The sequence below is a fragment of the Pseudomonas sp. MF4836 genome (assembly GCF_002018875.1).
In the GTDB taxonomy this organism is placed as follows: Bacteria; Pseudomonadota; Gammaproteobacteria; order Pseudomonadales; family Pseudomonadaceae; genus Aquipseudomonas.
On the sequence record NZ_MVOL01000008.1, the window covers coordinates 229206 to 241632 of the forward strand.

General features: G+C 64.3%; 10 protein-coding genes and 1 pseudogene. 6 read left to right on the plus strand and 5 right to left on the minus strand.

Annotated features, from left to right (window positions below; genetic code table 11):
- Positions 1-30 precede the first annotated feature (30 nt).
- On the minus strand, positions 31-879 hold the full coding sequence (locus tag MF4836_RS19985) for an aldo/keto reductase (protein ID WP_078471706.1): 849 nt from the start codon (positions 877-879) through the stop codon (positions 31-33).
- A gap of 10 nt (positions 880-889) precedes the next feature.
- Entirely contained in the window at positions 890-2614 is a 1725-nt protein-coding gene (locus MF4836_RS19990; RefSeq protein WP_078471707.1) for an FAD-dependent oxidoreductase, read from the minus strand.
- A gap of 209 nt (positions 2615-2823) precedes the next feature.
- Between MF4836_RS19990 and MF4836_RS19995 the strand changes: the two genes are divergently transcribed.
- The 4 genes from MF4836_RS19995 (at position 2824) to MF4836_RS20010 (ending at position 6737) form a co-directional block, all read left to right on the plus strand.
- Entirely contained in the window at positions 2824-3600 is a 777-nt protein-coding gene (locus MF4836_RS19995; protein ID WP_078471708.1) for an IclR family transcriptional regulator, read from the plus strand.
- 272 nt (positions 3601-3872) lie between these two features.
- On the plus strand, positions 3873-4925 hold the full coding sequence (locus MF4836_RS20000) for a Gfo/Idh/MocA family protein (protein WP_078471709.1): 1053 nt from the start codon (positions 3873-3875) through the stop codon (positions 4923-4925).
- Positions 4926-4930: 5 nt separating this feature from the next.
- A complete protein-coding gene (locus MF4836_RS20005; RefSeq protein ID WP_078471710.1) occupies positions 4931-5746 on the plus strand; it encodes a sugar phosphate isomerase/epimerase family protein in 816 nt (271 codons plus the stop codon).
- A gap of 112 nt (positions 5747-5858) precedes the next feature.
- On the plus strand, positions 5859-6737 hold the full coding sequence (locus MF4836_RS20010; protein WP_078471711.1) for a DMT family transporter: 879 nt from the start codon (positions 5859-5861) through the stop codon (positions 6735-6737).
- A 6-nt stretch (positions 6738-6743) separates the two neighbouring features.
- On the opposite strand, the gene MF4836_RS36160 is transcribed toward MF4836_RS20010, so the two are convergent.
- The 3 genes and pseudogenes from MF4836_RS36160 to MF4836_RS20020 all read right to left on the minus strand — a co-directional run bounded on the left by MF4836_RS36160 (position 6744) and on the right by MF4836_RS20020 (position 9794).
- Positions 6744-7607: a methyl-accepting chemotaxis protein gene (locus MF4836_RS36160; protein WP_421549033.1), complete on the minus strand. Its 864-nt coding sequence runs from the start codon at positions 7605-7607 to the stop codon at positions 6744-6746.
- A pseudogene (locus tag MF4836_RS36165) lies at positions 7599-8366 on the minus strand (MCP four helix bundle domain-containing protein); the annotation flags it as partial. The gene MF4836_RS36160 and the pseudogene MF4836_RS36165, both read right to left, overlap by 9 nt.
- 90 nt (positions 8367-8456) lie before the next feature.
- Positions 8457-9794, minus strand: a complete 1338-nt coding sequence (locus MF4836_RS20020) for an MFS transporter (protein ID WP_078471824.1) — start codon at positions 9792-9794, stop codon at positions 8457-8459.
- A 537-nt stretch (positions 9795-10331) separates the two neighbouring features.
- Between MF4836_RS20020 and MF4836_RS35395 the strand changes: the two genes are divergently transcribed.
- Both MF4836_RS35395 and quiC read left to right on the plus strand, forming a co-directional pair.
- Positions 10332-10472: a hypothetical protein gene (locus MF4836_RS35395; RefSeq protein ID WP_161955753.1), complete on the plus strand. Its 141-nt coding sequence runs from the start codon at positions 10332-10334 to the stop codon at positions 10470-10472.
- Between the two features lie 3 nt (positions 10473-10475).
- The gene (quiC, locus tag MF4836_RS20025; RefSeq protein ID WP_078471713.1) at positions 10476-12386 is read left to right on the plus strand and encodes a 3-dehydroshikimate dehydratase QuiC; all 1911 of its coding nucleotides are present in this window, start codon (positions 10476-10478) and stop codon (positions 12384-12386) included.
- Positions 12387-12427: the final 41 nt, after the last annotated feature.

A 12427-nucleotide genomic window follows, 5' to 3' on the forward strand; every position in this document is an offset into this window, starting at 1 on the left:
ACTGCCAATGGCGCCTAATGCCCCCTCATTTCAACGATCAAACACGTCCCACTGTGGCGCGAAATCCGGGCTGACCTGGCGCTGGTCCTTCGGCAAGTCCGCAATCAACGCCCGATCCTCATCGTCCAACTGCACCTGCAAAGCCCCAAGATTGGCCAACTGGTTGGCCTGGCTGCGGGCTTTGGGAATGGCCGCGACGTTGTCCTGATCCAGCAACCACTTCAATGCCACCTGGGTCGGCAGCACCCCGTGTTTGGCGGCGATCTGCTGGATCTGCGGGATCTGCGAAACCTTGTTGCGGGCCAGCGGCGTATAGGCGGTCAGCACCATGTCGTGCTGGCGTGCATAGTCCAGCAAGCCGCTCTGGCCCAGCAGCACGTGGTACTCCACCTGGATGGCCGACAACGGCGTACCCAGTTCTTCGACCGCCCGGCGCAGCAGCGCCAGCGGGAAGTTGGCCACGCCTATATGGCGGGCCAGGCCTTGTTCCTTGAACGACGCCAGGGTTTCCAGGGTGCGTTGCAAGTCCATGTCGGGGGTTGGCCAGTGGATGTGGAACAGGTCGACGTAATCGGTCTGCAGCGCCTTGAGGCTGCGCTCCATGGAGTGGCGCATGGCATCGGGTTGCAGTTGGTCCCACCAGACCTTGGTGGTGACGTGGATCTGCTCCCGGGGCACGTCGGTGTTGCTCAGCGCCTGGCCGACCGCCTCTTCGTTGTTGTAGGCCTGGGCCGTGTCGATGTGCCGGTAACCGAGGCTCAACGCCTGTTCCACGGCGCGGGTGCATTCCTCGCCCAGCATCGGCCAGGTACCCAGGCCCAGCTTGGGCATGTGCAGGCCATGTTGGGTCAGGATGGGGCTGTTGGCTGAGTGCTGCATGGTCGATCTCCTATTCGTAAGCGATGGCCCCGGCGATGTGGCGTCCGGCAATGTAGCCGAACGTCAGGGCCGGGCCGAGATTGATGCCGCCGGCGGGGTAGTGGCCGCCCATGATGCTGGCCATGTCGGTGCCCGCTGCGTACAAACCGGCAATCGCCTGGCCTTGGCCGTCGAGCACCTGGGCGTGCTGGTTGACCTTGAGCCCGGCAAAGGTGCCGAAGCAGCCCGGTTGTACCTTCACCGCGTAGAACGGGCCGTGCTCGATGGGCGCCACGCAAGGGTTGGGCTGGTGCAGCGGGTCGCCCTGTTTGCGGTTGTAGGGGGTCGAGCCGCGGCCGAACTCCGGGTCCTGGCCCTGATGCGCGTGCCGGTTGTAGTGCGACAGGGTCTCGCGCAAACCGTTCACATCAATGCCGCAGGCCTGGGCCAGGGCTTCGATGGTGGGGGCGCTTTTCAGGTAGCCGCTGTGGATAAAGGGCGCCACCGGCAACGGGAAGGGGCGGGAGATGCCCAGGCCGTAGCGGCGCTGGAAGCCATGGCTGCAGATCAGCCAGGACGCCACTTCCTCGCCTTCCGGCGCCGCCGCGACCATGGCCCGGACGTAATCGTAGTAACCGTCGGCTTCGTTGACGAAGCGCCGGCCATTGCTCAGCACGCCGATGATCCCCGGTTTGCCGCGCTCGATGATGTGCGGGAAGTGGCCGACGCTGCCGTCCTTGTACGGCACGGCGGACACCGGGGCCCAGGCCACCGGCGACTCCATGTCGCTGTTGACCTGGGCGCCCACGCTTTCCCCCAGGCGCAGGCCATCGCCGCTGGCGCCGAGGGGCGGCAAGGCCAGGTGTTCGTGGCCACTGGGGGTACGCGGGAACAGCGCCTTGCGGCGTTCGATATCGTTGGGGAAGCCTCCGGCGGCGAGTACTACTGCCTTGGCCGCATTGATGCGGATCTGCCCGCGCGCGGTGCTGACCACTGCACCGGTGACGGCGCCGGTGTCCTGCAGCAACTCGGTCACCGGCGCCGACTCCCAGAGCAGCACGCCCAGGTCTTCGGCGGACTTGGCCAGGCGCGCCACCAGGGCTACGCCGTTTACCAGTTGCATGGCCCGGCCATGGACGGCGAGGTCCAGCAGGTGGCGGCTGAAGCGCCGGGTCACGTGCCAGGCGGCGGGCAGCGAACGGGTCAGGTTGAGGAAGGCCGATAGGTCGGCGCCGGCAATGATCGGCATGCCCATGAATGAGGTTTCGCGCAGGGTTCTGCGCAAGCGCTTGAGCAGCTTGCCGACCTGGCGTGCGTCGTAGGGCGCGGCGATTACCGAGCGACCACCGGTGCCGGCCCCGGGGCTGTCACCGTGGATATCGGCAATCCCATTGCCGTCGGCAAATTGCAGGGCGGTGTGGCGCTCGAAAAACGCCACCATGCGCGGACCGGCTTCAAGAAAGGCATCGATCAGCGCCGGTTGGTAACGCGCGCCCAGTTCATGCTTGAGGTAGGTGCGCGGCAGCTCGACGTCTTCGATAATCCCCGCGCGCTGGGCCAGCGGGTTGCAGGGTACCCAGGCCCAGCCGCCGGACCAGGCCGTGGCGCCGCCGAACACCGGGTCCTTTTCCACCACTATCACCTTCAAGCCGTGCCAGGCGGCGGTGACGGCGGTTGAAAGCCCGGCCGCGCCGGAGCCGACAATCAGCACATCGCAGTCGATATCGGGGTGATGCAGGCTGGGTGCGGCAGACATGGGCGAAAAAACTCCGGAGCAGGGGATTTATTATTTTCTGGAACTTGATTCCAAAAAATATACGGAGTCGAATAGCGCACAGCAAGGCACGCTGAGCGAGTGGAGCCGTGCCGATGTTTTTTTTGTGCGGTTATCGAACGATGCCGCGGTGTATTTCCCATTGCGCCGGTTGTCTCTAGAATCGGCCAAATTTCGTCTGGACCCCCACCATGGCCGGCAGTCAAATCGAACGCGTGTTCAGCGTTCTGGAAAGTCTTACCAGTGACCCCCGGGGTGTGCCGATGCAGGCCCTGGCCGAGCAACTCGAGATCCCGAAAAGCGCCACCCATCGTCTGCTGGCGGAGCTGATTCGCCTGGGGTACGTGCGGCAGAATCCGGACAACCTGCGCTATCAATTGTCGACCAAGCTGGTGGCCATGGGCTTTCGCTACCTGGCCAGCAGTGGCGCCGATATCGTGCAGCCGGTGCTCGACCGGCTGGCCCAGGAAAGTGGTGAACTGGTGCGCCTGGGGGTGATCGAGGGCGAGCGCCAGACCTGGATCGCCAAGTCCCAGGGCGCTCGTTCCGGCCTGCGTTACGACCCGGACATGGGGCGCGAGGCGCCGCTGTTCTACACCGCTTCCGGGCATGCCTGGCTGGCCTGCCTGAGCGACGCCGAGGCCCTGGCCCTGGTGGAGCGCCAGGGCGCCGGGGTGCCGGATGAGCTGGGGCCGAATGCGCCGCGCTCGAACATTGAATTGCTCGAACGCCTGCGCCTGGCGCGGGAGCAGGGCTATGCCTGGGTCGAGGAAAGCTCGGCGGTGGGCACTTCGGCCATCGCCGCGGTGGTGCGTCATCCGATGGACCAACGAGTGGTGGGGGTCCTCAGCATCGCCGGCCCCAGCGCCCGCCTGCCCCTGGCCCGCCTGCACGAACTGGCGCCGCTGCTGCTGAGCTTCGCCGCCGAACTCAGCGCCGCAAGCCAAGCCTCCGAACTCTTCAACTGACAACAGCCTCGCCCTGTAGCCGCTGCCGCCAGGCTGCGCTGGCCCTGCGCCTCGACACTCATACATCTGACGCCACCACGGCGTCCGCACCGGCCAGTGCAGCCTCGTACCTCGGCAGCGGCTAGGGGTTTGCAGCACGGCTTGCTTGTAATGGGTTTGGAAAGTTGTGCGCTGATCGGACAGTATTTTGTTTTGCGCTTGTGTGAAAGTGGAACTGAGTTCTAAATAATTTGAATTGAGCTTCCCGATAACAATCACAAGAGGATCGCGCATTGAGTTCGCCACTGCGTATCGCCCTGATCGGCGCCGGCAACATGGGCCAGCAGCATTACCACCACTTCAAGACGCTTGCCGAAGCCCGGCTTTGCGCAGTGGCCGACCCTGGTCCCCAGGCGGCCGAAGTCGCTGCGCAATGGCAGGTGCCGCATTACGCCGACCACCGGCAGATGCTGGCCGAGTCCCGGCCCGACGGGGTGATTGTCGCCAACCCCAACAACCTGCATGTCAGCACCGCCCTCGATTGCCTGGCTGCCGGCGTGCCGGTGCTGCTGGAGAAACCGGTGGGTGTGCAGATGGATGAAGTGCGCCAGTTGGTGGCGGCCTCCACTACCAGCGGAGTGCCGGTGCTGGTGGGGCATCATCGCCGGCACAATCCACTGATCGTGCGGGCCCATGAATTGGTGCACGGCGGCGCCCTCGGGCGGCTGACCACGGTCACCGCGCTGTGGCAATTGCGTAAACCCGACAGCTATTTCGAGATCCCCTGGCGTCGTGAAGCCGGGGCCGGGATGTTGCTGACCAACCTGATCCACGACCTGGACCTGCTGCGTCACCTGTGTGGCGAAGTGCGCCAGGTTCAGGCGATGACCAGCAACGCCGTACGCGGTTTTGCCAATGAGGATTGCGCGGCCGTGCTGCTGCAATTCGACAATGGTGCCCTGGGCAGCCTGACCGGTTCCGACGCGGTGGCGGCGCCCTGGAGCTGGGAACTGGATTCCGGCGAGAACCCGGTGTACCCGCGCCAGGCCGATCAGCCCTGCTACCTGCTGGCCGGCACCGGCGGCGCCCTGAGCATCCCGCAGCTCAAGCGCTGGCAATACGCCGAGAGCAGCGGCGGCTGGCATCAAGCGTTGCAGGTGGTGCAGGAAAGCTTCAGTGAAGATGAGGCCTTGCGCCTGCAATTGCAGCATTTCGTCAAAGTCGCACGGCGTGAAGTCGAGCCCCTGGTCAGCGTCGCCGATGCCGCGCGCACCCTGGCTCTGATCGAGGCGATCCGCGAAGCCGCCGAAACCGGCCGGGCCTGTGCCCCGGCGCTGATTGAGTGAAGCCCATGACCCCACGAATCTTTTCCCTGGCCAGCCTCACCGTGCTCGAGCTGTCGCCGCCGCAAATGGTCGAGGTCGCGGCCCGCGCCGGCTACAGTCACGTCGGCCTGCGTCTGGTGCCGGCCACCCCGGAAGAACATCATTTCCCGCTGGTGGCCGACGCCGACTTGCGCCGCCAGACCCTGGCGCGCCTGCGCGATACCGGGATCGGCGTGCTGGATGTGGAAATCCTGCGGCTCAAGCCCGAGACCCGGGTCGCCGACTTCGAAGCGACCCTCGCGGTGGGTGCCGAGTTCGGTGCCAGCGAATTGCTGCTGGCCGGCAACGATCCCGATGAGGCGCGCCTGACCGACAACTTCGCCGCGCTCTGCGACCTGGCCGGGCCCTACGGCTTGCACCCCCATCTGGAATTCATGCCCTGGACCGATGCACGCAACCTCGAACAGGCGGTGCGGGTGGTGGAGAATGCCGGGCGCGCCAACGGCTGCGTGCTGGTGGATGCCTTTCATTTTGATCGCTCGGCATCGTCCCTCGATGACCTGGCCAAGGTCGCGCCGGCACGGCTGCGCTATGCCCAGCTGTGCGATGTGGCGGGCCCGCGGCCGGACGATATGCAAGAGATCCTGCGCCAGGCGCGCAATGAGCGGCGTTTCCCCGGTGATGGCGACTGCGACTTGGCGGGGCTCTTGCATTGTCTGCCGGCCGGCTTGCCACTGAGCCTGGAGATCCCGGCTGTGCGCTTGATGGAGCAGGGCGTGAGTGCCTTGCAACGGGCGCAAATGGCCCTGGACAAGACCCGGGCGCTGTTGGCGAGGATCTAGAGCGGCAGATGAACCTATCGCCGGACAGCGGGTTCCTACAAGATGTCGTGACCTTGCAGGAGCCGGATTGGCGGCGATACGGCCTGAACCAGGATTAAAACAAGGACCTCCAATGACCATCAGCACACCCCTTTCCGGTGTCAACCAGCCTTTGAAAGGCATCCTGCTGGTTGTCCTCGCGACCTTCCTGTTTTCCAGTCACGACGCGTTGTCCAAATACCTCTCCGGTTTCTACCCGATCATCATGGTGGTCTGGGCCCGGTACTTGGTGCACACGCTGCTGATGGCCGGGATCTTCCTGCCGCAATCGGGCCTGCGGGTACTGCGCACCAAGCGCCCGCTGTGGCAACTGGCGCGGGCCCTGTGCCTGCTGGGCACCAGCCTGCTGTTCACCTCGGCGTTATTGTTCATTCCCCTGGCGGAAGCCACGGCGGTCAACTTCCTGGCTCCGGTGCTGGTCACGGCCTTGTCGGTGCCGCTGCTGGGCGAGCATGTTTCCCGGGGGCAGTGGCTGGCGGTGATCTGCGGTTTTATCGGGGTCATTATCATCATCCACCCCGGTGGCGAGCTGTTTACCCCGGCGGTGCTGCTGCCGTTTTGCTCGGCCCTGTGTTTCTGCTTTTACCAACTGCTGACCCGCAAACTCGCGGAGTACGACAGCCCGACCACCAGCAATTTTTTTGCCGGGCTGTGCAACACCCTGGTGATGAGCGCGCTGGTGCCGTTTTTCTGGCAAGTGCCGACTCTGACCCACGGCATCTTGATGCTGGCGCTCGGGACCTGCGGCATGACCGCCCACCTGTTCCTGACCCAGGCCTTTCGTCTGGCGGCGCCGGCCTTGCTGGCGCCGTTCGGTTACTGCCAGATCGTGTTTGCCGGGCTGCTGGGCTGGTTGCTGTTCAGCCACACGCCGGACCTGATCACCCAGGTCGGCATCGCGGTGATTTGCCTCAGCGGCCTGGCCGCGGCCTGGCAACAACGGCGTCGCTGAGCCGGCCTAGAAGCGAAAGCGCAGCACCAGGTTCTGCAACCCGGTGGCCAGCTGCGCAAGCTCCTGGCTGGTGGCGTTGGTGCGGGTCGAGGCGTCGGCGCTTTCCAGTGACAGGTCGCGAATGTTCAGCAGGTTGCGATCCACTTCGCGGGCGACCTGGGCCTGTTCTTCCGAGGCGCTGGCGATCACCAGATTGCGCTCGTGGATCTGCTCCATGGCCCGGGTGATCTGCGCCAGCGCCAGCCCAGCCTGTTCGGCCAAGGACAAGGTCTGGGCCACGCGCTGACTGTTGCCCTGCATCGAATGCAGCACGCCGTCGGTATCGCCCTGGACCCGGGCAATCATCTGCTCGATCTCCTGCGTCGATTGCTGGGTGCGGTGGGCCAGGGCTCGCACTTCATCGGCGACCACGGCAAACCCGCGTCCGGCTTCCCCGGCCCGCGCCGCTTCGATAGCGGCATTCAAGGCCAGCAGGTTGGTCTGCTCGGCAATCGCGCGGATCACGTCCAGCACCTTGCCGATCTCCCGGGATTGCTCGGCCAGGGTCTGCACCTGTTGCAGGGCATTGCCGACGTCGCCGCTCATGGCCTGGATCGAGTCCAGGGTCTGGTTCACCCGTGCCCGGCCCTGAGTGGCCTCATCACTGGACAGGCGCGTGGTGTCGGATGTCGACACGGCATTGCGCGCCACCTCTTCAACGGCGCTGGTCATCTCGTTGACCGCCGTCGCCGCCTGTTCGATCTCATTGTGCTGGCGTTGCAGGCGGCTGGAATCCTCAAGGGTGCTGTGGCTCATCTGCTGCGCGGCGGCGGTCAGTTGGGTCGAGGTGCCGCTGATGGATTGCAAGGTGTCGCGCAGGCTGCCCTGCATGCTGGCCAGGGCTCGCAACAGGCGCGCGGTTTCGTCTTTGCCGCGGCTCTCGATGGTCTGGCTCAGGTCGCCGGCCGCCACTTGCTCAGCCACGCCCACCGCCTGGCGGATCGGCCCGACGATACTGCGGGTCAATAGCCAGGCCAGGGCCAGGGTCAGCAGGGCGACAGCGAGCAGGGCGCCGATCACGGTGAATTTGACCTGGTTGTACAAGGTGTCGGCATGCTGCGCCGACTGGCTGACTTCGGCGGCGGTCAGGTTCATCAACTCGGCGAACTGGTCGCCGGTGCGGGTCGAGTAATCCTGGATCTGGCCGTTGAGCAGCGCGTTCATTTCCACGCTGCGGTTGGCCTGGGACAGCGCCTCGTACTGGTCCAGGGCCTGGCGGTAAGTGCTCACGGTGGCCACGAACTGTTGGTACTGCTGCCGGTTGTAGTCACCCACCAGCGGTGCGAATTTTTCCAGGGCCTGGTCCAGCCAACCTTCAACCTGATGCAGGCGGGCGATGGTGGGCTCCAGCACCTTGGGGTCGCGGTTGAGGGCCATGCGCAGGCTGAGCACGCGGATGCTCAGGACGTAGTCGCGGATTTCTCCCAGGTAGCGGGTGCTGGGCAGGGACACGGTTTCCGTGTGCTGGCCGGTGGCGCGGACTTCGGCCATCTGTTTCAGGGCGAACAGGCCCTGGAGCAAAACCAGCAAGGCGATGACGCCAAAGCTGATCACGGCACGTTGGGCGATGCTCAGGTTAACCAGGGGCATGGGAGGGCCTGCGTAGCGGGAAGAAAAAAATAAGAGGGCGTCGAGAAAAAAAGCGCAGGCCCGTGGAACCGGGCCTGCGCGAAGGGAGCGTCAGTCTTCGATTTTCGGAATTTTGCGCGGGGCCATGAAGTACAGCCAGATCAGGGCAATGAAGTACATCGCCGGGATCAGGGTGAACAGCACGGTGTAGTTGTTGTTGGTCACGGTCAGGATATGGCCCACCAGCTGGGTCATGAACATGCCGCCGACCGCAGCGCACATGCCGCCGAAACCGAACACCGTACTCATCATGTGCTTGGGCGTGTAGTCCATCACCAGGCTCCAGATGTTGGCGGTCCAGGCCTGGTGGGCACCGATGCCCAGGGAGATGGCGAAGACCGCCAGCCACAGGTTGGCCGTGCCGGCCGCCATGATCACGCCGATGATGCAGCAGGCGAACAGGAACATCGACATCAGCCGAGCCTTGATCGGGTTGATCCCGCGGCCGATCAGGAATGACGAGAGAATGCCGCCGCCGACACTGCCGAAGTCGGCGGTCAGGTAGATGATGATCAGCGGGATACCCATCTGGGTCACGCTGATGCCCAGGTTGTATTGCTGGTTGAGGAACGGCGGCAGCCAGTACAGGTAGAACCAGAACACCGGCGCGGTGATCGAGTAGGCCAGGGCGAAGGCCCAGGTGCCACGCATGCGCAGGATGCGCGAGAAGGGCACGCGGGTTTGCTCGGGTTCGACTTCTTTCTGGATGTACTCCAGTTCAGCCTGTTTCACCGTCGGGTGATCTTCCGGGTTGTAGTACTTCAGGCCCCAGAACAGCAGCCAGATCCCGCCCAGTGCAGCCATGCACAGGAACGCTGCCTGCCAGCCCCAGACGTGCAGGATCAACGGCAGCAACATCGGGGTGAACATGGCGCCGACGTTGGTCCCGGCGTTGAAGATGCCGGTGGCCACGGCGCGTTCGCCGGCCGGGAACCACAGGCGCGTGGTTTTCACGCAGGCCGGGTAGTTGGCGGCCTCGGTCAGCCCGAGGATAAAGCGGCAGACCATAAAGCCCAGGGCCGAGGTGGCCAGGCCGTGGGCGCCGGTGGCCAGGCTCCACAGCAGCACGGCGCAGAAGAACACGCGCTTGACGCCGATACGGTCGATCAGGCGTCCCTGCAGCACGAAGCCGATGGCGTAACCGACCTGGAACCAGAAGTTGATGTTGGCGTAGTCCATCGCCGTCCAGCTCATCTCCTTGGCCAGGATCGGCTGCATCACGCCCAGTGCGGCGCGGTCGATGTAGTTCAGGGTGGTGGCGAAAAACACCAGTGCGAGCATGCCCCAGCGGGTCTTGCCGACCGCCATGGCGCCGCGGATCTTGTCGCCTATACCGCCGTTGGCGGCCCCGAGGCGCGAGGCCATGGAAGAGCTTTGCGAAGGAATCATGTTGGCCATCCGTTCAATGACTGACGAGCGTCGACTCGTCGGGACTCAAGGTCGCTTGATCAATTCAGGAGTGCGGGCCGGCCGCAGGTGAACTCGAAGATTGATCGGCTGAAGGCTTTCGTCGGCTCCCGGGGGGGAAGGGGGCGAAAGCGGTCTGATCCGCTGGGTACGATTCAGCCCAGGGGTTGTAGAGCGTCCGTATGCAGAGTGCCAATAGCGTCTGGGCCAGGCGAGAATCGGAGGGAAAAGCAGGAAAGCGGGGCGTTGAGTGCAAGCATGAGGGTCTACCCGATTTTTGAAATTTTTATGGTGTGTTCTGGGTCTAGGGTGATTGAGGCCGGGGGTTTGCTGCCGACTCAATGTGGGGTGGATGGTGCGCAGTGGACGAAAAATCGTCAATTCACCAATGGCCATTGTGTTCGATAATCGCCCTAAAAACTAACTGGTTCGTACACTTTGAATTGCTGTATAGATGGGCTCGCTGAATAATTCGCTCACCTAATAAAAGACGCGGACCTCGTGGAGCCGCCGTACGTCGTGATCGTACGCGTAGCGCGCAAGGGCTGCCTGATGAGCGATGCGGCCGAGCAGATGGCCTGCACCGCGCCCGCCAGGCCCGCTGCGGCCGGTACCGATCGCCGCCTGTGCGGCTATAGAGCAGTCATCACCGGGAGTTGAAACATGCAGCGTTCCATTGCCACCGTATCCTTGAGCGGTACCCTGCCGGAAAAACTCGAAGCCATTGCCGCCGCCGGTTTTGACGGGGTGGAGATCTTCGAAAACGATCTTTTGTACTACGACGGCAGCCCGCGCGAAATCAAACAGATGTGCGCCGACCTGGGCATTGCCATCACCCTGTTTCAACCCTTCCGTGACTTTGAAGGCTGCCGCCGCGACCGGCTGGCGCGCAACCTGGAGCGCGCGGAACGCAAATTCGACCTGATGCAGGAGTTGGGCACCGACCTGGTGCTGGTCTGCAGCAACGCCTCGGCCGACAGCGTCGGCGAGCAACAGATCCTGATCGACGACCTGCACCTGCTGGCCGAGCGCGCCGGAGCCCGGGGCTTGCGTATCGGTTACGAGGCGCTGGCCTGGGGCCGTCACGTCAATACGTATCAACAGGTCTGGGACATCGTGCGCCAGGCCGACCACCCAAGCCTCGGGGTGTTGCTGGACAGCTTCCATACCCTGTCGCTCAAGGGCGACCCGGCGGCGATTGCGCAGATCCCCGGGGACAAGATCTTCTTCGTGCAAATGGCCGATGCGCCGATCCTGGCCATGGACGTGCTGGAGTGGAGCCGGCATTTCCGCTGCTTCCCGGGGCAGGGCGAATTCGATCTGCCGGGCTTTCTCGCGCCGATCATCAAGAGCGGCTACACCGGCCCCTTGTCCCTGGAAATCTTCAACGACGGCTTTCGTGCCGCACCGCCACGGGCCAACGCCGCCGACGGCCTGCGCTCGCTGCTGTACCTGGAAGAGAAAACCCGCGACCGCCTGCTGCAGGAAGGGCAACCGGTGGCCAACCTCGACCAGCTGTTCGCACCGCCGCCGGCCAGCGAGTACGGCGGCACCGAGTTTCTCGAATTCGCCGTGGACGAAGCCCTGGGCGCCAAGCTCAGTGGCTGGCTGGAACGCCTGGGTTTTGCCAAGGCCGGCCAGCATCGCTCGAAAAGCGTCAGTCTGCTGCGCCAGGGCGATATCAACCTGATCCTCAATTCCGAGCCTTACTCCTTCGCCCACAGTTTCTTCGAGGCCCACGGGCCTTCGGTCTGTGCCACGGCGATCCGGGTCAAGGACAGCGCCAAGGCGCTGGAGCGGGCGGTGGCCTATAAAGGCCAGCCTTATCGTGGGCTGGTCGGGCCGAACGAGCTGGAACTGGCCGCCGTGCGCGAGCCCGATGGCAGCCTGATCTACCTGGTGGACCAGGAAAACGGCGGCCAGCACCTGTACGACACCGACTTCAACATGCTGCCCGGTGTGGTCGCCAAGGGCGGCTTGCAGCGCATCGACCACATGGCCATGGCGCTGCCGGCCGACACCCTCGACAGCTGGGTGCTGTTCTACAAGAGCCTGCTGGATTTTGCCGCCGACGACGAGGTGGTGTTGCCCGACCCTTACGGCCTGGTGAAAAGCCGCGCCTTGCGCAGCCGCTGCAGCTCGATCCGCCTGCCGCTCAATATCTCGGAAAACCGCAACACTGCCATCTCTCACGCGCTGTCGAGCTATCGGGGGTCCGGTGTGCACCACATCGCCTTCGATTGTGCGGATATCTTCGCCGAAGTCAGCCGCGCCAAAGAGGCTGGGGTGCCGTTGCTGGACATCCCCCTCAACTACTACGACGACCTGGCGGCGCGCTTCGATTTCGACGATGAGTTCCTCAGCGAGCTGGCCTATTACAACGTGCTCTACGACCGCGATGCCCAGGGCGGCGAGCTGTTCCACGTGTACACCGAGCCGTTCGAAGGGCGGTTCTTCTTCGAGGTCATCCAGCGCAAGAATGGCTACGTCGGATACGGCGCGGCGAACGTCGCGGTACGCCTGGCGGCCATGGCCAAGTCGCGCAGCGGTGCGGTACGCCAGGCCAAGTTGTAGGAGTTTGGTAACGCGGGGCGGTCCAGGCCGCCCCGGTGCTT

What these genes read in the sequence shown, in the direction of transcription:
- MF4836_RS20010 (WP_078471711.1), top strand. Translation starts at nt 5,859, where the DNA reads ATGACCATCAGCACACCCCTTTCCGGTGTCAACCAGCCTTTGAAAGGC.
- quiC (WP_078471713.1), top strand. Translation starts at nt 10,476, where the DNA reads ATGCAGCGTTCCATTGCCACCGTATCCTTGAGCGGTACCCTGCCGGAA.
- MF4836_RS20020 (WP_078471824.1), bottom strand. Translation starts at nt 9,794, where the DNA reads ATGATTCCTTCGCAAAGCTCTTCCATGGCCTCGCGCCTCGGGGCCGCC.
- MF4836_RS20005 (WP_078471710.1), top strand. Translation starts at nt 4,931, where the DNA reads ATGACCCCACGAATCTTTTCCCTGGCCAGCCTCACCGTGCTCGAGCTG.
- MF4836_RS19985 (WP_078471706.1), bottom strand. Translation starts at nt 879, where the DNA reads ATGCAGCACTCAGCCAACAGCCCCATCCTGACCCAACATGGCCTGCAC.
- MF4836_RS36160 (WP_421549033.1), bottom strand. Translation starts at nt 7,607, where the DNA reads ATGCAGGGCAGCCTGCGCGACACCTTGCAATCCATCAGCGGCACCTCG.
- MF4836_RS19990 (WP_078471707.1), bottom strand. Translation starts at nt 2,614, where the DNA reads ATGTCTGCCGCACCCAGCCTGCATCACCCCGATATCGACTGCGATGTG.
- MF4836_RS19995 (WP_078471708.1), top strand. Translation starts at nt 2,824, where the DNA reads ATGGCCGGCAGTCAAATCGAACGCGTGTTCAGCGTTCTGGAAAGTCTT.